The following is a 26,819-nucleotide window of genomic DNA, read 5'->3' as shown; positions in this document are numbered from 1 at the left end:
TTCTTTGCCAGTTCTTCGCCCCGGACGATCACGGTTCCGCTGGTGGGAGTGTCCAGCCCGCCCATCATGTGAAGCAGGGTTGACTTGCCGCTGCCGGAGGTTCCCACAACAGCCACAAACTCGCCGTCCTCCACGGAGAAGTTCACGCCGTCAAGGGCGCGGGTGATGTTCGACTCTGTGCCGTAATACTTTTTCAGATCAATCGTCTGCAAAACGCTCATACTCAAAACTCCTTTCAAGGCTTTCTGCCTGTTGATAAGGCTATTGTAAAACCCAAATGTCCGCGAAATGTTACAGCGGCAAAAAAATTTCATTGAAAATCGGGGTGAAATGTTACAACGCTCGGACATTTCAAAAAAATTTACGGCGGGCAGCCGGAAATGGCCGTCCGCCGAAACATACTACACGATCTTTTGGATAGATTGATTGTGAAATAATTTCAATCCAATCACCACATCTATCATAAGTTCCACAATGAGAATTATACTAATGGCAAAATTAAAATTACATAGGTTATATAATCCGATATAGATTTCACAAGTAAGAAATACAACTTGCAGACACAAATTTAAGTATGTCACTAAATGCTCGTTAGTTCTATTCCACAATCTAAACAGGAACATTATAAAAATAGGTTTTCCAGAAAAAGCAAAAAGCACTGACAATATCGGCACCAAAAATATATAGTAAGAATCTACTGCATTGCTGGGGGTTGTACCTGCCCATTGAATTGCTATATTATCAGGAACAACGAAAAATAAAACAATAGATAAAATAACATTGATTATTAAGATGATTGTTGTTGCTTTGCAAAAATTGATTTTTTTCATGGTGTTTTCTCCTGTTATAAGTGTGCTTTATTTAGTCGGCAGCATAATGGAAAATTCCGAACCCTTGCCCGGCTCCGAAACCACTTTGATATAGCCGCCCTGCCGCGTTACGATCTCGCGGGCCAGATACAGGCCAATGCCCACGCCCTGCTGTTCGTGTACTTCTTCCTCACGATAAAAGCGCCGGAAGATGGCGGCCTGATTGCTTTCGGAAATGCCTTTGCCGGTGTCGGTCACTTTGATCTCCACATACATTTCCCACTGCACCACCGACACAGCGATTTTCCCGCCTGCCGGGGTGTACTTCACCGCATTGTCCAGCAGGTTAAAAAGGGCTTCGGATGTCCACTTGCTGTCATGGGAAACGGTCAAATCCTCCGGGCAGTCCACGGACACGGCAATTTCCTTTTTCTCCGCTGCATACACGATCCCACTCATGGCCTGCGCCACGGTATCAAAGAGGCGGCCCGGCTTCTTATCCAACTGGATCACGCCCGTTTCCAGCCGGGAGGTTTTCACAAGAGCCTGAAAGAGAAAGTCCAGCTTATCCGTCTGGCTGCGGATTCCCCGGATAAAGTCGGTGCGCTCTGCCTCGGTCATAGGCTTTTCCAGCAGGGTGTCCGTCGCCATTTTCAGATTGCTTACCGGCGTTTTCACCTGATGGGAAATATCTGATACAAGAGTCTGCAACTCCTGCCGTTCCTCGTCCACCCGGCGGCGGTTCTCCTGCATGATCTGGTAAAGCCTTGCCAGCCGATGTCCGATTCTGGCAAGCTGGGTTTCGCTGTCCTCTGGGCGCTGGGGCGCTTCATTCCCGGCGATCATGTGGTCTAAGGTCTGGCACAGGTCAGCGGTAAACTGTGACAGCCGCTTTCCAAACGCCTGCGTCAGTACAAAAATCCCCACAAGGGCGCACAGCAGCAGCGCCCCGCCAGTCAGCAGCACCGCAATCTGTTTTGTCACAAGAAACAGGGCTATGGTGATCCCGGACATGGAGAGGACAAGCCCTATTGCCACCCGACCAAACAGCCGCTTTACCGAGAGGTTCTTAAACTTCATTTCGCCTCGCCTCCCGTCCATTGATACCCCATGCCGTAAACGGTCTTGATGTAGGGCGCGCCGCCGTCGGATTCAATCTTGCTGCGAATCCGGCTGATGGAAGTTGTCAGGGTGTGTTCGTCCACAAACCTTTCGTCTATATCCCACAGCTTTTCCAAAAGCTGCCCACGGGTCAGCACTCGCCGGGGATTTTTGCGGAACAGGTTCAGCATTTTGTACTCCATCGGGGATAGGGTCAGGGGCTTGCCGTTTAAGGAAGCTGTCTGCTCCGAGAAGTCCAGAAACAGCCGCCCGTCGTCGTAAATGTCCTTGGCCGGTTTGTGGTGTTCCAGCATAGTGAACATGGCTTTGATTTTCCGCTGCAAGGCCCCGATCACAAAGGGCTTTGTGATGTAGTCCACCGCGCCCACCTCATAGCCCCGTATCTGGTCGCTCTCCTGATCGTTGGCAGTCAAGAAAATTACAATGGTGTCCGGGTGCTGGGGCTTTATCAGCTTGCACAGCTCAAAACCATTTCCATCCGGCAGGTTGATGTCCAGCAGCACTAAATCAAATTCCCGCTGGCGGATGGCGTCGGCTGCGGTTCTGGCATTTAGGGCAGAAGTCACGCCGTAGCCGTCTGCGGTCAGGTTATAGTCTAACATCTTATTCAAAAAACTGTCGTCCTCGACAATTAAAATCTGCTTCATATCCTCACTTCCTTTGCTTTTTGCAGATAGTATAACAGGCAAATGTCCGCGAAATGTTACAGCGGACGGATTTTTTCAAAAAAGTGCTTTTCCTTTATTATAGGATAGCCCGCTTTTCCGTACAAGGCACAAAATATGAATTATAAAGTTTAATCTTGCTGCATATAGCAACATTCCATTGAGAAAATATGAAATATACAATGTAGATGGGTGGTGCTATATGGCAAATATCAAAGATTGTCCCGGCTTTGAAACTTTCGGCGCGGATGTAAAAGAGGCGCGGAAAGTCAAACAGTTATCGCGTAAGACGCTGGCGGAACAGGTCAATATCGACTGGCGCTATCTTGCCAACATCGAAAATGACGGCACGATTCCCAGCCTGCCGGTTATCATACAGCTTATCAAAATCTGCGGGCTTCCCGTGGAACGGTATTTTAACCCGGAGATCATGCGGGAGGAAAGCGCACAGCGGCAGCGGGTCAGCCACAAGCTGAAACTCTGCCCGGAAGAATTTCTGCCGGTCATCGAGGGCGCGATTGACAGGGCCATTCAAATTCAACAGAAGAATGACGAAACGGAGGGTGCATGACAACCCTCTGTTTTGTTTTTGGGAGGACGCAAGCTGCGCCCTCTCTTTTTTTGTGCGGTTTTCGGAAAAACCGGGATTTTGCGGGTATTTCCTTGGGGGCAGAACGCTTTTTAGGGGAAGAAGAACAAAGACAGCAAGCATAGGGAGTGTAGCCACACTCCCGGCAAACGGCTTCCCGTTTGTATCTTGGGGAAATCCCCAAACCCCTGAATGAATGGAGGTGCGAAAGTGGCAAACCGAAAACGGAAGTTTGTGCTGCGCGTCCCGGTGACGCCGGAGGAACGGGCGCTGATCCAGCAGAAGATGGCCCAGCTTGGCACAAAGAACTTTTCTGCCTACGCCCGGAAAATGCTGATTGACGGCTATATCGTCCATATCGACACCGGCCCTGTCCGGGCGCAGACCGCAGAGCTGCAAAAGATCGGCGTCAACATCAACCAGATTGCAAGGCGTATCAACAGTACCGGGACTGTGTACGCGCAGGACTTGGAGGACATCAAGGGGGCGCTGGCACAGATATGGCAATTACAAAGATCCATCCTATCAAGTCAACGCTGAAAAAGGCGCTGGACTACATCGAGAACCCGGACAAGACCGATGAAAAGCTGTTCGTTTCTTCCTATGGCTGTTCCTATGAAACGGCGGATATTGAATTTCAAATGCTGTTAGATCAGGCGTACCAAAAGGGCAACAATCTGGCCCACCACCTGATACAAGCCTTTGAACCGGGGGAAACCACGGCGGAGCAGGCCCATGAGATCGGGCGGCAGCTTGCCGATGAAGTGCTGCAAGGCAAATACCCCTATGTGATTACCACCCACATTGACAAGGGCCATCTGCATAATCACATCATTTTCTGCGCCGTGGATATGGCGAACCAGCGCAAGTACATTTCCAACCGCCAAAGCTACGCCTTTATCCGGCGAACCAGCGACCGGCTGTGCAAGGAACACGGCCTGTCTGTGGTAAAGCCCGGCAAAGACAAGGGCAAGACCTACGCCGAGTGGGACGCACAGAAAAAGGGCAAGAGCTGGAAAGCAAAACTGAAAATCGCCATTGACGCGGCCATCCCGCAGGCCAAAGACTTTGATAGTTTTCTGCGGCTCATGGAGGCGCAGGGCTATGAAGTCAAACAGGGCAAGTTTATTTCATTCCGCGCCCCCGGACAGGAACGCTTCACCCGCTGCAAGACCTTGGGGGAGGATTACACCGAGGAACGGATCACCCAGCGAATCAAGGGTATTGCCATCGACCGGGGGCCGCGCAGAAGAAGCACCGGGGAAATCTCCCTGCGGATCGCCTTGGAGGACAGTATCAAGGCCCAGCAGTCGGCGGGCTATGCGCGGTGGGCGAAGCTGCACAACTTGAAGCAGGCCGCCAATTCCTTAAACTTCATCACAGAACACCAGATCGACAGCTACGAGGGCTTGGAAAGCAGGCTGGCCGAGATCAGCGCGGCAAACGACGCGGCGGCCTCCGCCCTGAAAGACGCAGAACGCCGCCTTGGGGATATGGCGCTGCTGATAAAAAACCTCTCCGCCTACAAGCAGCTCCGGCCTGTGGCGCTGGAACTGCGAAACGCCAAAGACAAGGCCGCGTTCCGGCGGCAGCATGAAAGCCAACTGATCTTGTATGAGGCGGCGGCAAAGGCGCTCAAAGAGGCCGGGGTCACAAAGCTCCCCAACCTGTACGCCCTCAAAACCGAGTATAAAAAGCTGGACGCAGAACGGGAACGGCTGTCCACACAGTACAGCGAAGCGAAACAGAAATTGAAAGAATACGGCATTGTCAAACAGAATGTAGACAGCATTTTGCGGACAGCGCCGGGAAAGGAGCATACGCAGGAACGATGAACATACCGAGAATGAGTTACCCCCAATACCGCAAGGCCCGCAGGCTCACCCATGAGTGCTGCAACTACTGTAACGGAAACTGCCTCCTGCTGGACGATGGGGAGGAATGTGTCTGTGTGCAGAGTATTTCCTATTCGCTGCTGTGCCGGTGGTTCAAGGTGGCCGTCCTGCCGCTGGACGCGGCCCTGTGTGCCGAGATCACCAAAAGCCGGGACGAGATCAAACGCTGCGCCGTCTGCGGGGCGGCGTTTACGCCCAACTCCAACCGGGCTAAATACTGCCCGGATTGCGCGGTGCAGGTGCGCCGGAAGAAAGAGGCGGAACGCCAGCGGAAAAGATACCTCCTGTCTACGCATTTAGGGCGGTAAAAGTCCACGGAAATCAAGGGTTTTTCCGCATGGTCGGCAGGCAGGTGGATAAAGTTATCCTGTTCCCCTCAAAACGGGGGTCTAAATGCGGGAAAATGGACAAAAAAAGAAGCGCCGGACGCAGAGGCTTTGACACCTCCGCGCCCGGCGTTTTGGATAATTGCCGATTACATAATAGCATGATATAATACAGTAAAATAAAGCGGGAAACGGTGGAACTTATATGAATATTGAAAACTATATTGAATCACAGTACAGAGAGTTATTATCATGTAGTCAAATAAATGCGGAATACTCCGATTTATATAAATCCTTTAGAAATCAAAAACTGCGGGAAATTCTTATGACCCTACATCATGATCTGGTTGGGCTTTTTAGAACAATGAACGAAAGACTACCAACCGGGGAACATGAAGCGCACTTTTGGGCAGAACCGAGTAGAGATTTAATTAAGAGAATTGAAATGATATTCGGCTTAGTAAGTTCACTAAAGGAAACTCCTTTAGCCTTTCAAATAGACCCATACTATTTAGATTTACTCACACGCTGTCGAGATTTTCTTAGTTCAAGCGGTGGAAGTTCATTGCCACCCAATATGGCAAAGGTCGAATTATATTATACGCTTCCTATTTTTCTACCTCTTAGTAGCATAACCATTTCACATAAGCAACAAGATTTTACATTTGATCTGAAACTAATCGGAAGTGGTTCTTACGCTAATGTTTATAAGTATAAGGACACTTTTTATAATCGGCCTTTTATTTTGAAGCGTGCAAAAAAGGAACTTACAGATAAAGAAGTCGCCCGGTTCAAAAGAGAATTTGATGTAATGAATGGTCTATCTTCTCCATACATACTTGAAGTTTACTGCTACAACCCAGATAAAAATGAGTATATTATGGAATATATGGATTATACGCTGGACGGATATATCGCTGCTCATAACTCCACCTTAACAATTATACAACGAAAAGGAATCGCCCAACAAATATTGCGCGCCTTTGATTATCTTCATTCAAAAGGACATCTACATCGTGATATAAGTCCTAAAAATATTTTGATAAAAGAGTACGATGATACCCTTGTAGTGAAACTTTCGGATTTTGGACTTGTAAAAATTCCTGATAGTACGCTAACAACGGTTAATACGGAGTTCAAGGGCTATTTTAATGATCCTGCACTGGTTGTCGAGGGGTTTAACACTTATGGCATAGTTCACGAAACTTATGCGCTCACTAGAGTTATTTATTTTGTAATGACAGGTAAAACCAATACAGAAAAAATTACGAATCAGAATTTACGAGCTTTTGTTGAGAAAGGATTGAACCCAGATAAAACCAAAAGATTTCAAAATATTCGCGATATGATTTCAGCATTTAAGACCATATAAAAATGCCGGACGCAGAGGCTTTGACACCTCCGCGTCCGGCGTTTTACTTATTCGTCTGTGAAGTGGAACCGCTGCGCCGCAAAGTCGGCGTCGCTCATGGCGTCCAGCTTATCGGCGGTCTGGCAGGCAAGCACCGCCATTTCCTTGTCCATGTCCGGCAGTGCTGCCCGGAGATTTGCCGCCGTCCTGCGGCGGTCGGCATTGTGGTACAGACAGAACAGGTTTTCTTCTTCCACGGTGAAATACATTCCTCATACCTCCATTTCTTTTGATTTTTCCCGCGCCGGGGGCTTCTTTTTCTGTTCCTCCTTGGCGGCGGCAAGCTGCGCCCGGATGGACGGTTTCTTTTGTTTCTGCGTCGTCTTTCGGGTCTGCTTGGGCTTTTTGGCCTCCGCCTTGGCTGCCTCGGCCACATCCAAAAGGGAAATCTGTTCCCCGGCTTTTGCCCTTGCTTCCAGTTCCCCCATAGACGGGGCGTTGTTCATCATGCCGTCGATCATGTTGTAATTCTGCTCGGTGGACATTTCCGCCGTCTTGATATGGCTTTCTGGCTGGGCGGGGATGGCAAAGGCCCTTGTGCCGTTTGCCATAATCAGATACCTGCCGTCCTCCGACTGGTGGTGGAATCCATACCCGGCGGCCTCCATCTGTTCCCGGCTCCTGTCGGTCAGATAGAAACGGCCCCTTGGCGTCTGGATTTGTTCGCCGGTCATGCACTCGTCCGGCGTGAGCTGTTTTTCCGGCTGGGCGAAGAACTCCGGCACCTGCCGGTAGTCGGCCCCCTCGTCCACATAATAGGCGGTCTGTTTCCCATCCTGCCGGAACACCACAATATCCCCCGTAGAGAGGGAATGTCCCTTGTAATCGGCGGGATGTTCTATGTTGAAGCGGCGGTAAATCTCGTCCAGTGTGGTGTCCTTGTCCAGCGGCGCGGTGTAGACAAGCTGGTAATTTTTCCTGTCCACCGAAAGCCCGTCCGCCTGCAATTCCTCATAGGAACGGTAGCGCAAATCGCGCCCCTCCGGGCCGGGCGGCACTTGGTAGATGGAAAAGTTGGGCTGCGCCGGGGCCTCATAGTCAGAGGCAACATATTCCTCCACCGTCAGCCCGGCAGCGGCGGCCTCCTGTTCCAGCTCTGCCTCGATCTGTTTTTTGTAGTCCTGCAAGCTCTGGTCGAAGTCGGAAAGCTGCGGCGGCTCCGGCAAGTGGTACTGGCCCTGATTGAGAAGCGGGCGGCACTCTTTTACATAGTCCAGAACCGCGTTGAAATAAGCGGTCTGTTCCGGCGTCAGGGTTTCCCCAGATTGCAGAGGACGACGGGCCTCATGCTCCATAGCGGCCAGATTACAGTGCAGCGACATATACGGAACAAATTCATGCAGCAGCATATCACGCTGGGCCTTGTCCGCCCCCCATGCTTCCGGCCCATCATGTTTCAGAACATGGTTTTTCCAGCTCTCGTCCTGTGCGTAGTATTCGTGATAACCACGGATATGCTCGATCAGAGAACCGTCGCCGTCGCCAAAGTCCTGCCGTCCCTCGTAGTTGTCCGGCTGGCCCTGAAAGGTGAAGTCGATGCGGAACTTGGTCTTGTCGTACCAGCTTCCCTTGTAGTCGGGCTGCTCCCGTTCATAGCGTTTGGCGCTGTCCAGCTCTTTGAAAATGGTGTCGGCCTCATGCAGCGGCATTTGCTGGCCGTCTTTCAGGTGGGGGCTTTCACTCCAAATAATCGTGACAACCGGCTCCGCTGCCGGATCAAGGGCGGTTTGCTGTTCTGCCTTGGCAACGGCAATCTCACTTTCGATCTTGCTTCTCACAAAATCATCCATGTGGCCGTGCTGCATTTCATAGCCCTGTTCGCACAGACGGTTGATAAGCTCGATCACCTTGTCCGTATCGCCCACAGCCTCGGCGTACTCCACGATCAACCGGCGTTCCTCGTTGCCCATGCGCTGTCCGTTGCGCTCGGCCCAGTCGATCAGGGCGTTGGCCCGTTCCGTTGGGGTGGCCTCCGGCATAATGGGCTTGTTGTTCAAAAGGCCGTCAATCCCATTCCACGGCTGCGGCTCCGGCTGTACGGAAATAGCATTGGCCTGTTCTACGGCCTCCTGAAAATCTTCCAGTGCGTCGCCGGTAATGGTTTCCGTCACATGGCCCTGCGGTGCTATCCCGGAAAGAATTTCGTCGCGGGCCTCCGACAAAGAGTATTCCGTATTGTCCAACTGTCCACCGTCGATCTCTTTGTAGTCAGGGCCGTACATGGTATAGTCAAAGCCGTTTTCGCTGGTCTGGATAAAGAGAATATTGCCACTTTCCAGACGGTAGGCAGCTTCTTGGGCCTTGGCACGTTGCAGCGTCCCGTCGCCGGAAAGGACAAAGCCCTGTGTCTGAATGGCGTCCAAAGTGCCTTGCGTCACTTCGCCGGTGGATTTCACATCGGCGTCAATCAGGGTTTGCAGCATGGCTTTCACACTGTCGGTCATTTCCTGCTGCTGTTCCGGGGGCAGCTTGGAAAACACACTGTCGGGGGCAGGCTGCTCGGCGGCCTGTTCCACGGTCGGCTCCACAGTTTGCTCCACGGCCTGCTGCGCCTGCCGCTGTTGCTGAAGCTCGGCAAGGTGGCCGTCGATGGCGGTAATCAGCTCATGGGCGGTGGCCCGGATGGTTTCAAGGGACGCCCGCAGCTCTTTCAGGTCTTTACCGGAACTCCAACCGGCCACATACCCAAAGGAATAGTCGGACGTGTCCAGCCCGTAGTGCTGGCAGACGGCATAGGCCACGCTCTCGGCCTGCACCTCGCGGGTGCGGCTGTCGGGCCGGTCGGCCTGCTCGGTCACAGGGGCCTCCGGGTCAATGTTGTGGAGCCTGGCATGGGCAATCTCATGGATGGCTGTTTTCAAAGTTTGCAGCTCACTCATGTTCTCCTGTATGGCGATCCGCTTTTCCGTCAGGTGGTAGTAGCCGTGAGAACCACCGGGGATGTCCTCAAAGGCCATCGGGACGGGGGAAGTCTGTTCCAGCGCCTTGAAGAAGTCCTCGTATTGCTCCACATTTCCGGCCAGCTCGTCCACACCGATAGAGGGCAGCGGTTCGCCCTCGGTCTGGCTCACGTCAAAGACAGACACGATCTTGAACGCCGGAACTTGGATTTCTTTCTTCTCGGTGACGGGGTTGCCGTCCTTGTCCATGACCGGCTGGCCCTGTTCGTCCAGCTTCGGCACTTCCTTTTTCACCTTGTAGGGGGCGGGGGCCAGAATCTTGATGCCTTTCTCGCCCCGCTTCACATTGCGGTGAAAATCATCCCGCCACTTGTTGTAGCCCGCTACAAGCTGGCCGCCCTGCATGGCGATCAGCAGCGTATTGTTGAAGCTGTAACTGTGGAACTTCGCCATAGAGGTGAGATAGGCTTTGTAGCGTTCACTCTCGAAAAGCTCCTGTATGCCGGTTTCCAGCCGGTCGGTGATCTCTTTCATGCGGTCGGCGCTGTTCTGGCTGTTGAGAATGATGGGGACGACGGGCGGCGGGGCCGCAGCTTCGGCGGTGGGTGCTGCCTCCGGCTGCACCGTCCGGGCCGGGGCCTCGTCCCGCAGAATTTCCGGCGCGGGATAGGCCATCACCCGGTATTCCTCCGGCACCGGCTGGCCCTCATGGACACGCTGCCACTCGTCGCCGCTTTTCACCAGATAGCCGTAATCGGTGAAAACACCATGCTCCGTATTGGCAATATGCAGGCCGAAACGGGGCAGGAAAATTCCCACTTTCCATTCCTCCGGCATATCCACCATGCCGGAACGGTTCAGATAGTAGTCACCCAACTGGCCCGTGCCGGTGACATCCGGCAGATGCACATAGTAGTCCACGTTGTCGGGGTAGTCGATGATCTGGCCGATACTGTGGAAGTCGCTCTGCGGACTTGTCAGGGCGGCGTTCAGCTCCGCAAGCTCGGCAGCGTCCAGCTTTTCCAGCCTTGCGGCAAGGAAGTTCAGCTCGTCCACGTCAGCGGACAGCACCAGATCGCGGGGCAGCTTAATGGGACGCTCCTGCGGGCTTCGGTAGTCGTACAAGAAAAAGTCCTGCGGATTGTCGGCACTGATCCCGATTTCCCGCAGGGCTTCTTGCAGCTTTTCGGTTGTGGTCGGCAAAGAAAACCAAAGGCCCTCTTTGCCTTGCTCATAACGCTGTCGGTTATGAAGCAGGATAGAAAACACTTCGCTCATGGGTTCACTCCTTTCATATTCATAGGGGTTTGGGGCTTTCCCCAACAAGCAAAATCCCCGGCCCGGCAGGGTGGCCGGGTCAGGGATTTATCGGAAGTGTGGCTACACTTCCTATGCTTGCTACGTTACTCCGTCAGCTCTTTTTCTCCACGCGGTAATTGACGTATTTCCCGCCGGTATCGGCCAAAAGCACCGTCCCGTCATAGGTTTTGCCGGTTTTCATGGAGCGCAGGCCCTTTACCTTTGCCTTTCCGTCTTTGAGCAGCGCGGCGGCGATCTTCGAGGTGAACGTCTTGCCTCGTTCCTCAAAAAATCGGTCATTCTTCCACATGACAAACTGACAGGCCCGGTTTCCGCAGTAATAGTTTTTCTTGCCCTCGTAGACAGCTTCGCCGCAGCGGGGACACTTGCCGATAACCACACGCTCGGTCTGAAACAACTTTTGCGCGTCCTCGCTGATCTGCGAATAACGAGAAATCAGGTTTCGGGTCATTTCTTCAATGCCCACCATGAAGCCCTCCGGGTCGGCCTCGCCCTTGGCAATGGCCGTCAGCTTGGTTTCCCATTCCGCCGTGAGCTGGGGAGAAGTCAGCACATCCGGCAGGACGCACACAAGGTTGTGGCCGTCCTTGGTGGGAAGTAGCTGTTTGCCTTTGCGTTCCACAAATCCCATCTGCACCAGCTTTTCCAGAATGGAAGCGCGGGTTGCTGGGGTTCCCAAACCTTGGCGCTCGGCGTCCTCCGGCAGATCGTCCGTACCGGCGCGCTCCATAGCGGAAAGCAGGGTATCTTCCGTGTAGGATTTTGGCGGTGCGGTGAAATGCTCGGTGACGGCGGCAGTTACCTTGTCAAAGGTCTGTCCCTCGGTAATTTGGGGAAGTTCCCGCGCAGGCTCCGGGGCGGTGTCGTCGGCGTCTGTTTTGAACGACGCCTTAAAGCGGCGGTCAAGTTCTTTCCAGCCGGGGGTCAGGATGGTCTTTCCCTTGGCGGTAAAGGTGTTCCCGGCACAGGTAAATGTGGCGGTGACAGCCTCGTACACATGGGGCGCGGCCACGGCGCACAGCAGCTTGCAGCACACAAGGGACAGCAGTTTCTTTTCCCCCTCGACCAGCCCGTCAAAGCCTTTCTGCACAAATTCCATTGTCGGGACAATGGCGTGGTGGTCGCTCACCTTTTTGCTGTTCAGCACCCGGCCAAACTGCGGGGACAGGTCAAGCCCCGCCGCAAAGGAAAGCATAGGCCACAGGCCGGACACAAGGCTTTCCGCCGTTGGCAGCATATCATCGGTCAAATACTGGCTGTCGGTGCGGGGATAGGTCAGCAGCTTCTTTTCGTAAAGCTGCTGAGCATAGTCAAGGGTCTGCTTGGCGGTAAATCCAAACAGACGGTTTGCCTCCCGCTGCAAGGTGGTAAGGTCATAGAGGCGGGGCGGCTGCTCCGTCTTTTTCTCCCGTGTTACCGACACACAAACGGCCTGCGCCAGTTCACAGGCGGCTTTCAGCACCTTGGCGTCGTCTGCGTTTCCTATGCGTTCACTGGCCGCCTCCATGCCGCCAGCCGCGATCTGGACGATGTGGTATTTCTCTTTCTGAAAGCTGCTGATCTCGGCCTCCCGGTCAACCAGCATTTTCAGGGTCGGCGTCTGGACACGGCCCACGGTCAGGGTCTTGTGGTAGAGGATGGAGAAAAGTCTTGTCGCGTTGATCCCCACCAGCCAATCCGCCTGCGCCCGGCAAAGGGCCGACTGATACAGGTTATCATAGTCGGTTCCCGGTTTCAGGTGGGCAAAGCCGTCCTTGATGGCCGCGTCCTCCATGCTGGAAATCCAAAGGCGCTGAAACGGTTTCTTACAGCCCGCCATCTGGTAGACAAAGCGGAAAATCAATTCCCCCTCGCGCCCGGCGTCGGTGGCGCACACAAGGCCGGTGACATCGGGGCGCTCCATCAAAGAACGCAGGGTGTCAAACTGCTTTTTCTTATCGTCGGGAATGATGTACTGCCATTCCTGCGGCAGAATCGGCAGGTCGTCATAGCGCCATTTTTTGAAACGCTCGTCATAAGTCCCGGCGTCGGCAAGGGAAACAAGGTGGCCGATACACCAGCTCACCAGATAGCCGTTTCCCTCCATGTAGCCGTCCTGTTTCTTGTCCGCGCCGATCACGCCCGCAATGCTGCGGGCGACGCTTGGTTTCTCTGCAATTACTAACTGATAGCTCATACTTCGTCCTCCTTATTTCCATCTTCACTTGTCATATCCTCGTCCGGCTCCGGGGCTTCATCCTCGTCGTCCTCGTCCTCGCCAAAATCATACTCGGCCAGATCGTCATTGCCTGTGGTGTCGGCTTTTTCCTTTTTGAATTTCAGGAAGTAGAGGGCTGCGCCGCCGCCCAGCAGCACCACCACAAAGAGCACCACAAGGCCGCCCATGCCGCTTGGCTTTTCCTCCTGCGGCTTTTCTTCCTCCGGCTGGGGCTTCGGCTCCGGCCCATTGCAGGCGGTCAGGTTGTTTTTACAGACCGGGCAGGCCGTATTGACGGCCCCGGCTTGACATTTGGCCGTACAGTTGCAGACCTCCGGCTCTTTTTTCCCGTCCTCCAACAAGGCTTGCAGGTCGGCGTCGTCCACTTGGTTGAGGAAATGCACCGCTGTTTCCTTGTCCTCGTTGGCCCGGTCGATCAGGATGTAAAAATAATTCCCGGCCTTGGTAGTGACAGTGATAAGCTGTTTATCCCCGAAAAAATCATCCACCAGCGCAGCGTTGCCCTGCGGGGTAACAGGTACGCCCTCCGGCTCCATGCCGCCGGTGGTGGGTTCTTCGGTTTCCTCCGGCACCTCTGCGGGGGCTTCGGTGGTTTCCGGCAGCGGCACAGGGTCAGGGTCAGCGCCTCCGGCATAGGCGGTAACGGTCGTGGTCGCCATGCAGAGCGCAGCGGCCACAGCCAGCGTCAAGGTGCGGAACAGTTTAGATTTCTTCATGGGCGCTGTCCTCCTGTTCAAAGTCCGGGATCGGGGCCGGGGCCGCCTGCAATGCGCCGCCGCGCACAAAGGCGGCGAACTCCTGCGGGGTCATGTTGAGGCCGCGCACAAGCTGGACGATCTGCAAGTTTTCCTGTTCGGTCTTGGCCGCTTCCAGCTCCCGAAGCTGCTTTTGCAGCTCCGCGATCTTGCCCTTGGTTTTCTCAATATCCTTTTCAATGCGTTCCAATTTGTTCATTGCCATAGTGATTTACTCCTTTCTGGCGTTTAAGGCAAACGCCCGTAACAATAAAAATGCTGCTGCCAGTAGCTTGAATTGAGGTTCGTGTAAGAAATGGGGTCGCCGCAGTGCAGCATGACCGAATTTCCCACATACAGCCCCACATGGGACATCCCAGCAGTGTCATAAGTGCCGACGAAAAATACAAGGTCGCCGGGCTTGGCCTGCTCCGGGGAAACGGGGGTGCAGATGTTGTAAAGCCCCTGCGCCGTCTGGCGTCCCACATTCCAGCCGGAATGATTGATGACCCAGCTAATGAAGCCGGAACAATCAAAGCTGGTGCTTGGGGAGCTGCCGCCCCACACATAGGGATAGCCCACATACTTTTCCGCCTCGGCAATCATGGCGGCAAAGGCTTCGTCCTTTAGCGCCTCCGGGGGGATTTCATAGTAGGTCGGCTCTTTCGGGGTGGAGGCATGGGGATAGCTGCCGTTGGGAAACAGGTCTGGCCGGTTGCCCAAAGTCTGCATATAGGCAGCATAAAAGCCCATCTGTTCCTCGGTGAGAATGTAGATGGGCAGGTGGGACAGGTCAAAGTTTTCCAGCTTCACATGGCAGATATAGTAGGTGTAGGGGACTTCCACGGTGTAGGTGTTTCCCTCGCTGTCCGTCCTCGTTTCGGTGCGGTAGCGGGTTTCCGTTTCGATGGTCTGGGTCAGGATGTACTGCTTTTCAAAGAGCATGGCAAGGTCGCCCTGTACCTCCCCCAAAGTGAACACGCCGTTATGCAGCGCGGAGAGGATGGAGGTCAGCACATAGGGGTCATGCTTGATCTCGTCCAGATCGAAACGGTATTCGTCATAGCCGGGGTGCAGGCTTTCGTAGTTGTCAAGTTCGTGCTGCAAGTCTGCTTCCAGCGCGGCATAGGCGGCTTCGGCTCCCAGCATATCGCTGTCCTCGGAGAGATAGGAGGTGGCGGCAAGGACCGTTCCAGTGCTGCCAAACATGGCGGTGCAGGATTGCAGGCCGCCCATCACCAGCAGGAGCATGAGGCCCACGCCGCCGACGATCAGCGCCCCTTTCCAGTGCCGGGCGGCAAAGGACGCGGCCTGTCTGCTTTTCTCTGCGGCTTTCTTGGCTGCGGCAGCCGTGGTCTTGGCGGTGCTTGCCGCCCCCTGTGCGGTCTGGCCCGCCGCCCTTGCTGCCTTGGCATATTCCCGCTTAATGTGCTGTTTCTGCCAGAAGCGGGAAACGGGATTTTTGGCCGCCTGCGCCAGCTCCGGGTTGTCCCGCAGGGATTTTTGATACGCAAACTCGGCGTTGGCGGCAATGGACTTTCGCTCGGCCTTGGCTGCGGCCCGGTAGGGTTTGAGCTTATGGCGGTGGACGCCGCTGTGGATCATGCGGCCCGCCTGCCGTTCCGCCAGTTCCTCCCCCTTGTGGCCGCCCTCCACGCCCACATTTTCGTGTTCTACCTCATGGATTTTTCCGTGGAGGTAAAGCCCGGCTTCCTGTATGGGGCGGCTGGCCGGGTTTGGTTTGAGCTGGGGAGGGGCTTTCTCCACCTTGTCAAAATACAGCCTGCTTTTGGCCTTGCCCTTGGCTTCGTCATAGACGGTTTCCTTGGTGACGACGCGCTTTTTCGGCAGGGCTTCTTTGGCCGCTTCCAGCTTATCCGCCCGCTTTTCCGCTTTTTTGATATACGGGGCAAGCTCCGGGGAAGCCCGTTCCTCGGCGGTAAACTGCAACCGGGAAACAGGGCTGGTGGCCTGCGCCACGGTTTCCCCGGCGTCCTTGGCCGCTTTCTTTGCCTTGTGGCGGTCGTGCAGTTCATCCGCCCGTTCCAGTATTTTTTCCGCCGCGCCCTCTGGCTGGGCGGTGTATTCCTGCTCGGCCTCCCGGCTGGACACATTGACGCTTTCGCCGGTGGTCTGGTTATCCAGCGTCAGGCCGTCGCGGGTCATGTGCTGCGTTACCTTGTCGCGGGGTTTTAAGGGTTCCATGACTTCACCTCCTTGTGCCTCATACCGTCGCCCCCTCGCCTAACCGGGTCGTCATGATCTGGTAGAGCTGGGTGTTTTTCGGGATGGGGTTCTTAAAGGGCAGGATCACATTTTCGTAAATGAGAAGCCCCTCGCCGGGTTCGGAATTGTCCACATACCGTAATTGCTGGGGCGAAATGTTCAGCCGTTCCGCAAGGATTTTGCGGTCGCCGCTGGCCTGATTGAGCAGGCAGATAAAGTCGCTGTTTTCCAAAATGTTCTCAATTTCCGGGGAGGAAAGCAGGTCTTTCACATTCTGCGTCGCACCTGTGGGAATCCCGCCCCACTTACGAAAACGCTTCCAAATCTCGCAGGAAAAAGCCGCCGTCTGTTCCTCACGCAAAAGCAGATGAAACTCATCACAGAAATACCATGTCGCCTTGCCCTTGCTGCGGTTTTGGGTGACGCGCCCCCAAATCTGGTCTTGGACAATGAGCATACCGATTTTCTTTAGCTGCTTGCCCAGCTCCTTGATGTCAAAGGCCACAATGCGGTTTTGAATGTCGATGTTGGTTCTGTGGTTGAACACATTTAAGCTGCCGGACACATACAGGTCAAGGGCCTGCGCCACCCGGTCGGCCTCCGGGATATGCTGGTCTAACAGGGCTTTGTGCAGGTCTGCAAGGATGGGCATATTTTCCGGCTTGGGGTCTGCCAGATAAGGCCGGTAGATCACCTGTACCGCCCGGTCGATCACCGTCTTTTCAATGGCTTCCAGCCCGTTCTTGCCGCCCATGACAAGCTCACAGAACGACAGCACAAAGTCGGATTTCAAGGCCAGTGGGTTTTCGTCCTCGGAGTAATTCAGGTTGATGTCCAGCGGGTTCACATAGTTTTTGCTGGTAGGCGACAGCTTCACCACCTGCCCATGCAGCCGCTTCACAAGGGGGTAATACTCGGCCTCTGGATCACAGATATACACATCGTCCGGGGTGCAGAGGAACACGCTCAAAATTTCTGATTTACAGCTCATACTTTTGCCGCTTCCCGGTGTCCCCAGCTTTAGCCCGTTGGGACACCTCGCCCGTTTGCGGTCGAGCATAATCATGTTGCCGGTCTTGGCGTTGATCCCGTAATACATGGCGTCACCGCCCTGAAAAAGCTCCTGCGTCACAAAGGGGACGAACACGGCCACGCTGGAAGTCGTCAGGGAGCGTTCAATCTGGATGTGGCTGGCCCCCAGCGGCAGGCTGCTCATAAGCCCCTGTTCCTGCTGGTAGTCCAGCCGCACAAGGGAACAGTTGTATTTCTGGGCGATCCCGGCAGCCCAGAACACATCGTTTTCCAGCTTTTGCCGGGTGTCTGCGGTGTTCAGCACCAAAAAGGTAAGCTGGAACATCCGTTCATTCCGGCTCTGCAAGGTCTTTAGCAGCTCCTTGGCGTCCTGCCCGTAGGTGGCAAGGTCGCTGGGAAGTATATCCATGTCATAACCGCTGCGGACAGCCCGTTTCTGTTCCTGAATCTTCATGGCGTCAAGGTCAGTGATCTTGCGCTTGACCGTTTTAATAGCGTCGCTCTGGTCAATGGCCTGCACATGGAGGTTCACCACAATACCGTTTTCCGTGTTGAGGAAGTCGGCCAGCATTTCATCCGACAGCTCCGGGGAGAGGATTTGCAGAAAGCTCACCGCCCCGTATTTGCCGCCCAGCCCGAACATCCGGGCATTGCCGAAGCGGAACGAGGACGGGGCGATAAAGTCCTTGGTAGAAAGCCCCGATGGAGCAAGCCACTTCCAGTCAAAGGAGAACGGTTCCCCGTCCGGGTGGAAAATGCTGTGCATGACTTCCAGCCGTTCCTTTGCGTCCAGTCCCCACGCGGAGGCCCCCATGCTCTTGAAATAGCCCAAAAGATCGGTTTCGATCCGGCGCAGTCTGGCGCGGGCCATTTTCAGGCTGTCTGCCTCGATGGTATAGGTCATAAATTTCCGCTTCATCAGGCCGTTGTTCCCGTTCACAAGCTGGTCTTGCAAAATGTCGGAATACTCGCTGCGGATGTCGTCAAAGTCGTCCCCCTGCGCCCGGATTTCAAAGCTCTTGGCGTACTGCTTGGGGTCGATCTTGCGGTTGATAAAGGAAAACTGCACATGAATGGAAGCGTCCAGATAGTTGTAGAGGTCGCACAGGTTTTCAAAGATGGCTGTCTTGGTGTCCGCCTGCGCCAGTTGGTAGCTGATGTCCGTAAACTCAATGCACTTGGAAAAGGTGCGGGGCGTCACCCGGCATACGCCGTCCTGATACATGGCCTCATAGGGAATACTGGCCTGTGCCGAATGGGGCTTGCCGTCGCCCTTATACTTTCGGATGACGGCCTGAATCTCTTTCTTTTCGGCGCGGGTGAGCTTGACCGGCGCTTTTGCGCTCGTTTCGTTCTTTTGCTTTTTGGACAATGGCGTTGACCTCCTTTTCCATTTGGGATTGCCGCACAAGGGCGGTATAAGCGTTGTTGGTCTGGTAGGGCCGTTCCTTGGGCTGGATGAAGCAGCACTCTACGATCTGGCGCACCACCACTTCAAGGGACTGGCCGTGTTTTTCGTAAAGCGCCAGCAGAAAGCCCGGCAGCATGGCGAACACCATAATGAGCGCCGCCGCGCTGGTCGGGACGCGGCCCCGGATCAAAAAGAAAAGCGGGACGCCTACAAGCAGCGCACCGCCAAAACAAATGAGCTGGCGTTTCGTCAGCCCGAATACCACCTTGGATTTGACCTTGGTTAAATCCTTGGGGACAGTTACATAAGCCATAAAAAGTCACCTCGTTTCTGGTACGGACAGGGAAAAATCGCTGTCCACTTCATTGCCCCACACATCCCAGCCGGGGATTTTCTGTCTGGCAAACAGTTCTGCGCGGGGCAAGTCGCCCGCAAGCTCTATGATTTTCTCGCGGGTAATGTCTGGTTTCTTGCTGTGTTCCTCCACCGGGGAAATGATAAACTGATGGACGCTTTTGGAGTAACGCTTGGGATGGCCCCGCTTGGCAAGCAGGCAGATTTCCGCGTTTCCTCTCGTCCAATAGCCCAGCCCGTAAAACCATGTGGGGCTTTTGCGGTTCAATTTCAGCCAGACAAAGGCCACGGTCTTAAAGGAAAAGCCCCACGCCTTAATCAGACGCAGCGCCTCCGGGAGCTGTGGGAAAGTCGCCCACAAAAACAAGAGGCAGTCTTTTTCCGCCAGCGTTTCCACCGGCAGGGCGCACAGCTCATCAATGCTCATGGTGGGATAGTGATGTTCCGCCGCCCCTGTCCGTTTGCACTCATATCGCCACGGCGGGTCGGCGTAAAGGATGTTGTAGGTTTTCTTTTGTGTTTCCTCGATAGCTGGTATTCCTCCTGTCTGTCAATGTGCGGTAAATACGGCTTTCGATATGCTGCCGGTCTTGAACAGACAGAAGCAAAGCAAAACGGTATAGCCCATACAGCCCCAGATCGCGCCGGATATGTCGTCGGCGGTTCCGATCTGCTGGATCAGCACCGCATAAATCCCGACAACCACCATGATTAAAAATGCTTGGAAGCCCAGCGCAAGCAGGGATTTCAAGTAGTTCTGGCCCATGCCGCGCCACTCTGCATTGCCCAGTGTGGCAAGGGGGATCGGCCCCAACGCGGTCACGGCGTAAATTTCAATCATTCTTCCATAGGTCACAAGGAAAATGCAGATGGAAAGAATGTTCATCGTCAGCCCCACAACAAGGGTCTGGAACCACAGACCCAGCAGCGGCCCGATGTCCATTGCTTCAAGGCGGCTTTCCAGATCAGGGAGCAGCGTGTCAAAATCAATGCTGGTATCTCCGATAATCACCCCGGCGCTCTGGTTGACGACTTGCTGGGTGGCGTCAAACACACCCATGACGATATTCCATGTGTTTGTCACAATGAGGATGGCAAAGGCGCTTTTGAAAATCCAGCGGAAGAACATGGAGCTGTCGAAGTCGTGCATATTGTTCTTTTCCACAATCATGTCAATCAGCTCATAGCACATCACAAGGGCGAGAATGGCCGCCGCAATGGGGACGATCACCGTTTCGGACAGGTTTTGCAGCATGGAAAAAATGCCGCCGTTCCAGTCCTGCGGGGTACTGCCCACATCCGACGCGATTTCCCCGACTTTGGTATTAACTGTGTTAAACAGGCCGGACAGGTTGCCCATGATACCGTCGATCAGGATTCCCTTGATCCATTCCCCGATTAAATCACCGATCATGTGGGGACACCTCCTTTCCCGCGCCCTCCCAGATCAGAGAGGGCGCGGAGGGTTTTCTAACACACATGGGGTTATCCCAGCAGCCCGGACAGCAGCGGAACAAGGGTCATGCCGATCAGGGCAACGCCACCTCCGGCGACAAGCTGTTTTATACCCAATTAGGTGTAAAACTCTGCTCGATGGCGGGCGGCGGCGTACAAAAAATCTATATGGTGTTTTTAAGAGAACCGTCCCGGCGGGACAGGTCAGGCAGTGACCTGTTCCACCTCTGGGATGGGTTTGAGATTAAAATGAATTTCGATAGAAATGTGTCTTGTTTTATCTTCGTCAATGCGCTCATGCACGACGATTTCTTTGATTAAGCGGTTGAGGGTGGCTGCGTCCAGCTCTGTGATATTGGCGTATTCCTGAATGGCTTCCACCCATTGTTTTGCGTCATTGGCAAGCTGGACTTCATCGGACAGCCGCTTTCTGCCCTCGGACACTTTTGCTTTAAGCTCCGCTTGCTCGGTCTGTGTCTTTTCCAGCATGGTGTTGAAATTCTGTTCACTGATACGCCCTGCAATCATATCCTCATAAAGCCGCATTACCATTTTGTCCAGAACCTCAATCCGTTCCTCGTCCCTTGTGAGGGAGCGTTCCATTGCTTCCCGCTGTTCCCGCTGCTCGGCTTCACAGGTATTGGTCAAGCGGTCGGCAACCGCTTCCCCGTCCATCAGGGCGGCTCTGGCACATTCCCGGATTTTCCGCAGCACATGGCTGTAAAGGGTGTCATAATCAATCCGGTGCTGGGTGCAGTGGTTCTTTCCAAAGGCATTGTAGGTTTTGCAGGAGTAAATCTGCTGGGGATGTTTTGCGTTTGTGTAGCGTATCGTCAGTGACTTCCCACACTCACCGCATTTTATCAGTCCGGCAAACAGGCTGATTTCATTGGTCTGCCCCGGACGCTGGCGGGATTTCAGCTTGTTCTGCACAATGTCAAAGCTCATGCGGTCAATCAGCGGTTCATGCTGTCCCTCCACCACAATCCAGTCCTCCGGCTTCTTTTCCCCAATCGTGCCGATTTTGAAACGGTAGTCCTTTTTCTGGGAAGCAATCGCCCCGGTGTAGACGGGATTCATCAAAAGGTCTTTGATAACGGAGAAGTCCCACATATACCGCCCGTTTTCCGGGTCTTTCTTTTCCCATTTGGTGCGGGTATTGCGAAGCCCCCGTTCCCGGTTCCACCATGTGGGGCAGGGGATTTTTTCTTCCTCCAGCCGTCTGCGGATATAGTTCGGACCATGACCGTTTAGGGCATATCCGAAAATCAGCCGCACAATCGGGGCGGTTTCCTCGTCAATGAGCAGATGGTTTTTGTCCTCCGGGTCTTTCCGATACCCGAACGGGGCAAGACACCCGGTAAACTGTCCTTTCTGCGCTTTCAGAAGATAAGAGGAATGGACTTTCTTGGAAATATCCTTGCTGTACATCTCGTTCAGGATATTCTTGAACGGGGCAATATCGTTGTTATCACGCAGGGTGTCGATACCGTCATTCATGGCGATATAGCGGACACCGTTTCTTGGGAAAAAGTCCTCAATCAAATGCCCGGTTTGCAGATAGTTACGCCCCAGTCGGCTGAGGTCTTTCGTAATGACAAGGTTGATTTGCCTGCGCTCAATGGCTCTCAACATTCTCTGTAAATCAGGACGCTCCATATTAAGACCTGTGAAGCCATCGTCCTGATAGACTGCCACAACCTCCCATCCCTGCTTTTCGCAGTATTTTTCCAGCATATCACGCTGGTTTGCGATACTGGCACTTTCGCCTTGCAGGTCATCGTCCTTTGACAGCCTGCAATAGACCGCTGCACGATACCCTCCGGCAAGTGCCGAACCGATTGTTCTGTATTCCATTTCGTTCATCATAGCCATTTACCCACACAATCCAGACGGTATCTGGCTCTTTTGAACCTCATCTTCATTATAGCTCATATCTTTCCTTTTAGCAAGATATTCTTTCGTGTTTGTCTTTCCGTATTTCTGGGAAATCAGGCTGACGAACACATCAGTTGCGTCCAGCTCCCCGTCAAACACTGTTGTAACATGAATCTCTGTTTTGTTTTTTGCCATAGGCAGTTATCCTCCATACATGAAAATAGCCAGACAGAGGGTGTCGGCAACGAAGTCCGGCAACGGGCTTCAAAAGACCTTGCAAACAATCTCAATCTGGCGATGGTTACTATTTATACTTTTCTTTTATTTTTCTGTTGTTTTGGTTGTTATAAGGGAGAAAAGCCCGGAAATAAGGGATTTTCCCCGGCAACCGGCTCGGCAACGGGATAGCAACAGAGGGTGCAACGGGCTACCATTTTCAGAACGGAAGCTCCATCTGTTCTGTGACCTCCACAAAACCGTCCATCGTTTTTTCAGACGGGTTGCCGGAGTCCGTTGCCGGGTTTTCACGCTCCCAGCCCTTTTGTCTGCCATATTCGGAAAACATTCTTGGGTTCGGGAAGTACCGCCAGCCAGAAATGCACTGGTTCATAATCTCGTTGATTTCCCGGATTTCCCATTGCTTCGGCTCGTCAAAGGCATGGTTCAAGGCTTCCTTATAGAGCTGCTTGGAGCAGACCATGCTCCCGGTGTACTTATCAAGATACGCCTGTATCATCCCGGCTTTGGTGTCCTCCGGCATAAAATCCCGCTGGTGTTCTTTGAGATACCGCTGCATGGCAGGGCTGAAAGCCAGCTTGAACCTGCCGCTTCTGTAAATTTCCATCGCTTCTGCCCACATCTGCTCGATATAGGCTCTGGAAGCGGCTTCGTCCTCCAAAATGTGAACCTCGGCTTGCTCCGGGTACACCATGACGGGGATAAAGCGGCGGTTGCCGGAACGGTCAAGGGGCAGGAAGTCAAGGGCATTGGAAGTGCCGCCAAACACGCACTGACGGGGGCGGTCTGCTGGGTGGGTTTCATAGGGTATCTTGTAAACCTCTTTCTGTCGGCTTAAAAATGACTTGATTTCCTCAATGCTCTTGGCGTTTGCGGTTGCCATCATTTCCGACATTTCGATAATCCAGTGACCTTGCAGCTTACGGTACACATTGTCATCGTCCAGCTTCCGCAAATCATCGGAGAACCACTCGTCCCGGACTGCCAGCAGACGGAAGAAGGTGGACTTTCCAGCCCCCTGACCGCCTACCAGACAAAGCATGATTTCAAACTTGCACCCCGGCTGAAAGGCTCGTGAGATTGCACCCAGCAGGAACAGCTTCAACGCTTCATAGGTGTAATCGTCTGCGTCAGCCCCCAGAAAGTGCCGCAGGCAGAAACGGATTCGTTCTGTACCGTCCCACACAAGGGCGCTTAAATAGTCCCGGATGGGATGGTACTTGTTTTCATTCGCCACAATCCCGATGGCATTATCAATCTTTTTCTCATTGGTAAGCCCGTAGGTTTCTTCCAGATAAAGAAGCAGATACTTCATGTCCGTATCGTTCAGGGCGGTGCTTTCCCTGTGAAAACCGATGGGCTTTATGATGTCCTTGCGGTCAGTCAGGATGTTGTATGCGATAGCCCCGGAAAGCAGCGGGTCACGCTGGAATACGGTCAGGCAGTTCCGTATGCTCTGACGGACACCGCCTTTCTCGGTGGTTTCCAGCCCCGCCTTGATTTCCTCAATGCTCTGGGGCGGTTGCATGGCGTTCATGGTGTTTTTTAGTTCTTGCTGCGGCTGCAAGTTCTGCCATTCGCTGTTCAAGCTGTATCACATCCTTTCCGTAGTCCGTAATCAAAGCCGCTTTTTCCTCCGTTTCCCCAAAGAGCAGCACATCCAGCAGATATTCCACTTGGTCTTGCTTCTGTAAGGCTTCCACAAACCGGGGATGAAAGGCTTCCTCCGGGGAGTGCGGGGCATATTCCTTTCTCCATGCCCGGAGCAGGTGGAGATAATCGGCAAGGATACGGAAGCAACGGTTTTTTGCTTCCTGAAACTGTTCCTCCGGGGATTTCTGCCGGGGCTTGGGCTTTTTTGCCTTTCCCGGCGGTTTCCAGTCCTCATAGGAAAGCCCGAAGTCCTGTGCCAGTTGTACGGCGGCTTCTTTCTTTCCCAGCCCATACAGGGCGGCGGTAAAATCAATCACATCCCCATCCGCACCGCAGCCGAAGCAGTGGTAACGCCGATCCAGCTTCATGCTTGGGGTTTTATCGTTATGGAACGGGCAGCAAGCCATCCCGTTCCGACCTACATGGATTCCATAATGCTCCGCAGCCTGTCTTGTTGTGACGGACTGCTTCACAGCTTCAAATACATTCAAATCTATCCCTCCTTGAAAACAAAAAAGCACCTGACATTCTCTGATTGAAAATGGCAAGTGCCTGTTAAAGTTCCATATCCTGTTGTTTGTGTTTCGTCTGTGCCGGGACAGTTCTTTGTGCTTTTTTCTCGTCAGCCTTATCCTGCAAGACTTCCTTGATAGGCTGCTTCTTGGGTGGCTCTTTGCTTTCTTCTGTGCCGGGTGTAGCTTTCCGTACCCAGTAGCGGATGTCCCGCAACTTCTTCAAATCAGCCTGTACCTCGGTCAAAGGTTCTTTCAGCTCTGCGATTTCGCTGAGAAGTTTTTCCTGCTCCTCTTGCAGCTCATTTTGGGTACTGTCCTTATCGTCCGGGTGCTTGGCAAGGTAGGCGGCGGCTTTCTCATACCGGGCAACCTCCGGGTGTTCCTGTTTGAATTTCTCCTTTGTTTTCTTAAAAAATATCTTCTGGTACTTCTCATAGACAGGCTTACATTCCTTGCAGTCTGTCCGGCTGGCAAGAATCCCGTCAATCACTTTGCTGCGGGCTTCCTTTGGCTTCATCTGATTGCGGTAATCTGCGGCTGATTTCCCGGAAGATTCCAGAAATGCTTCTAAGTCCTCCACAGTGGAAAGCCCCTTTTGCCGGAGATAGGACAGGGCTTCGCTGACTGCCTTTAAGTCCTGTGAAGTCCCCCGGTTCTGTCCAGCCCTCGTCCAGTCCTTCCGTTCTTCCTTTCGTATCTCCATATACTTCATCAGCAGATTGGGAAGAAGTGTCGCTTCCTCCGCCGCTTTTTGTGCAAGCAGCTCTTTCCGTTTTTCTCCCAGCTCGGTAATCCAGCCTTTGAGGTTTTGGATAAGCTGCCGGATGGACTTCATCAGACTGTTGGCGGCTCTGATTTCCCGGTTCAGGTTTCCGATATTCGTCTGGATACCACGCTTTTCCATCTGCCGGACAGCAGCCCCCTCATGGACAGTGGGGACAATATCAAGCCCCTGTCTGGCATAGGAACGCAAGTCCACACGCTCCGGACGGTCATTGGCTTCCAGATAGCGGTTCTGGATGACCTCCCATTCATGCCGCCAGATTTCGCAATACTTCTGGTCGTTCCAATCCACCGTATCCTCCTTGTGGCTTTTCCATCTGCCGGACGGAAGTTTTATCCGTTCCCCGTTTTCGTCAAGGTCATAAACCTTGCGGCTCTTGGGAAGCCATTTTCCATGTTCGTCCATTGCCCTCATAGTGAGCATGACATGGGCGTGGGGATTGTGTCCCGGCGGATGGGGGTCATGGATGGCAAAATCAGCAATCATGCCTTTGGAAACAAACTGCTGCTCACAAAACTCCCGGACAAGGACAGCATACTGGTCGGGTGGTATCTCTCTTGGAATGGTAAGCACCCACCGCCTTGCAAGCTGGGAGTTCCATTGCTTTTCCACCGCTTCGGCGGCGTTCCATAAGGTATTGCGGTCTGCATACGACCGTGGGGCGTTTGCCGGGAGCAGAATTTCATTGTGGACAATACCACGCTTTTCCGGGTAGTGCTTCACTTGCTGGTCGTATTCACAGAACAGCTTTTCGCCGCTTTGGTAAGCAGCGGCGGCAACCGCAGACTGTCGCTGGCTGCGCTGAACAATCGTGATTTCGTTGTGTGGGCAGGGCATTTCGTGTCCCTCCTTTCGGTAATTGGTGGATGGGGTGGCGTTTTACCACCTCATTTTGGCAGAAAAAAAGCAGGAGACCTTTTTCAGATTTCCTGCTCGGTGTGCCGCTGTGAAGGCGGCGGATATTTAGCTGTAAAAGTTCGGGACAAGTTGACCCGATGTGTGGGTGGCAAACTTGAATTTTACGATTTTTTGTTTTTCAAAAAGTCAATAGTTCTTTTCACGATAAATACGATACATATCAAACCTACAATCCCACAAACAATAGAGTCCTTTAAGTCTGCAAATCCTCCTGTGTACTGCATTGCATAATAATAAACCGTCCATATCAGTATCAATACGAACACACTAATACTTAACCAATAAGACTTTTTCTTCATCTAATTTTCCTCACATTGAACTTCCGATTAGTCGTTGACTTCATTATACTTTATTCGACCGTCAAAGT

Annotated in this window: 25 protein-coding genes; 5 read left to right on the top strand and 20 right to left on the bottom strand. The window is 53.4% G+C overall.

The features are described from left to right. The 4 genes from HOLDEFILI_RS14215 to HOLDEFILI_RS14200 form a co-directional block, all read right to left on the bottom strand. On the bottom strand, positions 1-221 hold a 221-nt coding region (locus HOLDEFILI_RS14215), incomplete at its 3' end, for an ATP-binding cassette domain-containing protein (protein WP_156788966.1). Between the two features lie 180 nt (positions 222-401). Continuing rightward, positions 402-830, bottom strand: coding sequence for a hypothetical protein (locus HOLDEFILI_RS14210; RefSeq protein WP_006060493.1), 429 nt, complete (start codon positions 828-830; stop codon positions 402-404). A gap of 27 nt (positions 831-857) precedes the next feature. Continuing rightward, positions 858-1,889 (bottom strand): sensor histidine kinase, encoded by a 1,032-nt coding sequence (locus HOLDEFILI_RS14205; protein ID WP_006060492.1) that lies wholly within the window; start codon positions 1,887-1,889, stop codon positions 858-860. Next, positions 1,886-2,578: a response regulator transcription factor gene (locus tag HOLDEFILI_RS14200; protein WP_006060491.1), complete on the bottom strand. Its 693-nt coding sequence runs from the start codon at positions 2,576-2,578 to the stop codon at positions 1,886-1,888. Before HOLDEFILI_RS14200 ends, HOLDEFILI_RS14205 begins: the two co-directional genes overlap by 4 nt. 220 nt (positions 2,579-2,798) lie before the next feature. Between HOLDEFILI_RS14200 and HOLDEFILI_RS14195 the strand changes: the two genes are divergently transcribed. The 5 genes from HOLDEFILI_RS14195 to HOLDEFILI_RS14175 all read left to right on the top strand — a co-directional run bounded on the left by HOLDEFILI_RS14195 (position 2,799) and on the right by HOLDEFILI_RS14175 (position 6,778). After that, positions 2,799-3,167: a helix-turn-helix domain-containing protein gene (locus HOLDEFILI_RS14195; protein ID WP_006060489.1), complete on the top strand. Its 369-nt coding sequence runs from the start codon at positions 2,799-2,801 to the stop codon at positions 3,165-3,167. A 228-nt stretch (positions 3,168-3,395) separates the two neighbouring features. Further along, positions 3,396-3,725 carry a plasmid mobilization protein gene (locus tag HOLDEFILI_RS14190; protein WP_002566656.1) on the top strand — a complete coding sequence of 110 codons (330 nt, stop codon included), beginning with the start codon at positions 3,396-3,398 and terminating at the stop codon, positions 3,723-3,725. Next, entirely contained in the window at positions 3,686-5,020 is a 1,335-nt protein-coding gene (locus HOLDEFILI_RS14185; protein ID WP_006060487.1) for a relaxase/mobilization nuclease domain-containing protein, read from the top strand. The genes HOLDEFILI_RS14190 and HOLDEFILI_RS14185 overlap by 40 nt, the downstream gene beginning before the upstream one ends. Beyond that, positions 5,017-5,388: a cysteine-rich VLP domain-containing protein gene (locus HOLDEFILI_RS14180; protein ID WP_006060486.1), complete on the top strand. Its 372-nt coding sequence runs from the start codon at positions 5,017-5,019 to the stop codon at positions 5,386-5,388. The genes HOLDEFILI_RS14185 and HOLDEFILI_RS14180 overlap by 4 nt, the downstream gene beginning before the upstream one ends. Before the next feature lie 223 nt (positions 5,389-5,611). Continuing rightward, positions 5,612-6,778, top strand: coding sequence for a protein kinase family protein (locus HOLDEFILI_RS14175; protein WP_006060485.1), 1,167 nt, complete (start codon positions 5,612-5,614; stop codon positions 6,776-6,778). A 47-nt stretch (positions 6,779-6,825) separates the two neighbouring features. Here the strand turns inward: HOLDEFILI_RS14175 and HOLDEFILI_RS14170 are convergent, their stop codons facing one another. The 16 genes from HOLDEFILI_RS14170 to mobQ form a co-directional block, all read right to left on the bottom strand. Next, positions 6,826-7,026, bottom strand: coding sequence for a transposon-transfer assisting family protein (locus HOLDEFILI_RS14170; RefSeq protein WP_006060484.1), 201 nt, complete (start codon positions 7,024-7,026; stop codon positions 6,826-6,828). A gap of 3 nt (positions 7,027-7,029) precedes the next feature. After that, positions 7,030-10,995, bottom strand: coding sequence for an LPD25 domain-containing protein (locus HOLDEFILI_RS20295; RefSeq protein ID WP_006060483.1), 3,966 nt, complete (start codon positions 10,993-10,995; stop codon positions 7,030-7,032). A 133-nt stretch (positions 10,996-11,128) separates the two neighbouring features. Beyond that, positions 11,129-13,213 carry a DNA topoisomerase 3 gene (locus HOLDEFILI_RS14160; RefSeq protein ID WP_006060481.1) on the bottom strand — a complete coding sequence of 695 codons (2,085 nt, stop codon included), beginning with the start codon at positions 13,211-13,213 and terminating at the stop codon, positions 11,129-11,131. Continuing rightward, positions 13,210-13,971: a DUF4366 domain-containing protein gene (locus HOLDEFILI_RS14155; RefSeq protein WP_006060480.1), complete on the bottom strand. Its 762-nt coding sequence runs from the start codon at positions 13,969-13,971 to the stop codon at positions 13,210-13,212. Before HOLDEFILI_RS14155 ends, HOLDEFILI_RS14160 begins: the two co-directional genes overlap by 4 nt. Then, positions 13,958-14,215 carry a DUF4315 family protein gene (locus HOLDEFILI_RS14150; RefSeq protein ID WP_003509287.1) on the bottom strand — a complete coding sequence of 86 codons (258 nt, stop codon included), beginning with the start codon at positions 14,213-14,215 and terminating at the stop codon, positions 13,958-13,960. The genes HOLDEFILI_RS14155 and HOLDEFILI_RS14150 overlap by 14 nt, the downstream gene beginning before the upstream one ends. Positions 14,216-14,238: 23 nt before the next feature. After that, entirely contained in the window at positions 14,239-16,194 is a 1,956-nt protein-coding gene (locus HOLDEFILI_RS14145) for a C40 family peptidase (RefSeq protein WP_006060479.1), read from the bottom strand. Positions 16,195-16,213: 19 nt separating this feature from the next. Next, a complete protein-coding gene (locus tag HOLDEFILI_RS14140; protein ID WP_006060478.1) occupies positions 16,214-18,619 on the bottom strand; it encodes a VirB4-like conjugal transfer ATPase, CD1110 family in 2,406 nt (801 codons plus the stop codon). Continuing rightward, positions 18,522-18,971 (bottom strand): PrgI family protein, encoded by a 450-nt coding sequence (locus HOLDEFILI_RS14135; protein ID WP_006060477.1) that lies wholly within the window; start codon positions 18,969-18,971, stop codon positions 18,522-18,524. Before HOLDEFILI_RS14135 ends, HOLDEFILI_RS14140 begins: the two co-directional genes overlap by 98 nt. Positions 18,972-18,977: 6 nt before the next feature. Continuing rightward, positions 18,978-19,511 carry an MT-A70 family methyltransferase gene (locus tag HOLDEFILI_RS14130; RefSeq protein ID WP_425268585.1) on the bottom strand — a complete coding sequence of 178 codons (534 nt, stop codon included), beginning with the start codon at positions 19,509-19,511 and terminating at the stop codon, positions 18,978-18,980. Between the two features lie 51 nt (positions 19,512-19,562). Further along, positions 19,563-20,426 carry a VirB6/TrbL-like conjugal transfer protein, CD1112 family gene (locus HOLDEFILI_RS14125; RefSeq protein ID WP_005946756.1) on the bottom strand — a complete coding sequence of 288 codons (864 nt, stop codon included), beginning with the start codon at positions 20,424-20,426 and terminating at the stop codon, positions 19,563-19,565. Between the two features lie 71 nt (positions 20,427-20,497). Continuing rightward, a complete protein-coding gene (locus tag HOLDEFILI_RS18955) occupies positions 20,498-20,584 on the bottom strand; it encodes a Maff2 family mobile element protein (protein WP_425268584.1) in 87 nt (28 codons plus the stop codon). 87 nt (positions 20,585-20,671) lie between these two features. Beyond that, positions 20,672-22,342 carry a recombinase family protein gene (locus HOLDEFILI_RS14120; protein ID WP_006060475.1) on the bottom strand — a complete coding sequence of 557 codons (1,671 nt, stop codon included), beginning with the start codon at positions 22,340-22,342 and terminating at the stop codon, positions 20,672-20,674. After that, complete coding sequence (locus HOLDEFILI_RS14115) at positions 22,343-22,540, bottom strand: hypothetical protein (protein ID WP_003020324.1); 198 nt, start codon at positions 22,538-22,540, stop codon at positions 22,343-22,345. A 241-nt stretch (positions 22,541-22,781) separates the two neighbouring features. Beyond that, positions 22,782-24,170 (bottom strand): virulence-associated E family protein, encoded by a 1,389-nt coding sequence (locus HOLDEFILI_RS14110; RefSeq protein ID WP_425268582.1) that lies wholly within the window; start codon positions 24,168-24,170, stop codon positions 22,782-22,784. Then, on the bottom strand, positions 24,088-24,726 hold the full coding sequence (locus HOLDEFILI_RS14105) for a CHC2 zinc finger domain-containing protein (protein ID WP_039865075.1): 639 nt from the start codon (positions 24,724-24,726) through the stop codon (positions 24,088-24,090). The genes HOLDEFILI_RS14110 and HOLDEFILI_RS14105 overlap by 83 nt, the downstream gene beginning before the upstream one ends. Positions 24,727-24,790: 64 nt before the next feature. Further along, complete coding sequence (gene mobQ / locus HOLDEFILI_RS14100) at positions 24,791-26,371, bottom strand: MobQ family relaxase (RefSeq protein WP_006060473.1); 1,581 nt, start codon at positions 26,369-26,371, stop codon at positions 24,791-24,793. Positions 26,372-26,819: the final 448 nt, after the last annotated feature.

Source organism: Holdemania filiformis DSM 12042, assembly GCF_000157995.1.
Taxonomy (GTDB): Bacteria; Bacillota_I; Bacilli_A; order Erysipelotrichales; family Erysipelotrichaceae; genus Holdemania; species Holdemania filiformis.
Note: the sequence above shows the minus strand (reverse complement) of the source record. Positions and strands in the feature narration are given on the sequence as shown.

Excerpts from the sequence above, each read along its gene's own strand:
- HOLDEFILI_RS14210 (WP_006060493.1), bottom strand. The coding sequence starts at position 830 with ATGAAAAAAATCAATTTTTGCAAAGCAACAACAATCATCTTAATAATC.
- HOLDEFILI_RS14205 (WP_006060492.1), bottom strand. The coding sequence starts at position 1,889 with ATGAAGTTTAAGAACCTCTCGGTAAAGCGGCTGTTTGGTCGGGTGGCA.
- HOLDEFILI_RS14200 (WP_006060491.1), bottom strand. The coding sequence starts at position 2,578 with ATGAAGCAGATTTTAATTGTCGAGGACGACAGTTTTTTGAATAAGATG.
- HOLDEFILI_RS14195 (WP_006060489.1), top strand. The coding sequence starts at position 2,799 with ATGGCAAATATCAAAGATTGTCCCGGCTTTGAAACTTTCGGCGCGGAT.
- HOLDEFILI_RS14185 (WP_006060487.1), top strand. The coding sequence starts at position 3,686 with ATGGCAATTACAAAGATCCATCCTATCAAGTCAACGCTGAAAAAGGCG.
- HOLDEFILI_RS14180 (WP_006060486.1), top strand. The coding sequence starts at position 5,017 with ATGAACATACCGAGAATGAGTTACCCCCAATACCGCAAGGCCCGCAGG.
- HOLDEFILI_RS14175 (WP_006060485.1), top strand. The coding sequence starts at position 5,612 with ATGAATATTGAAAACTATATTGAATCACAGTACAGAGAGTTATTATCA.
- HOLDEFILI_RS14170 (WP_006060484.1), bottom strand. The coding sequence starts at position 7,026 with ATGTATTTCACCGTGGAAGAAGAAAACCTGTTCTGTCTGTACCACAAT.
- HOLDEFILI_RS20295 (WP_006060483.1), bottom strand. The coding sequence starts at position 10,995 with ATGAGCGAAGTGTTTTCTATCCTGCTTCATAACCGACAGCGTTATGAG.
- HOLDEFILI_RS14160 (WP_006060481.1), bottom strand. The coding sequence starts at position 13,213 with ATGAGCTATCAGTTAGTAATTGCAGAGAAACCAAGCGTCGCCCGCAGC.
- HOLDEFILI_RS14155 (WP_006060480.1), bottom strand. The coding sequence starts at position 13,971 with ATGAAGAAATCTAAACTGTTCCGCACCTTGACGCTGGCTGTGGCCGCT.
- HOLDEFILI_RS14150 (WP_003509287.1), bottom strand. The coding sequence starts at position 14,215 with ATGGCAATGAACAAATTGGAACGCATTGAAAAGGATATTGAGAAAACC.
- HOLDEFILI_RS14145 (WP_006060479.1), bottom strand. The coding sequence starts at position 16,194 with ATGGAACCCTTAAAACCCCGCGACAAGGTAACGCAGCACATGACCCGC.
- HOLDEFILI_RS14135 (WP_006060477.1), bottom strand. The coding sequence starts at position 18,971 with ATGGCTTATGTAACTGTCCCCAAGGATTTAACCAAGGTCAAATCCAAG.
- HOLDEFILI_RS14125 (WP_005946756.1), bottom strand. The coding sequence starts at position 20,426 with ATGATCGGTGATTTAATCGGGGAATGGATCAAGGGAATCCTGATCGAC.
- HOLDEFILI_RS14120 (WP_006060475.1), bottom strand. The coding sequence starts at position 22,342 with ATGGCTATGATGAACGAAATGGAATACAGAACAATCGGTTCGGCACTT.
- HOLDEFILI_RS14115 (WP_003020324.1), bottom strand. The coding sequence starts at position 22,540 with ATGGCAAAAAACAAAACAGAGATTCATGTTACAACAGTGTTTGACGGG.
- mobQ (WP_006060473.1), bottom strand. The coding sequence starts at position 26,371 with ATGCCCTGCCCACACAACGAAATCACGATTGTTCAGCGCAGCCAGCGA.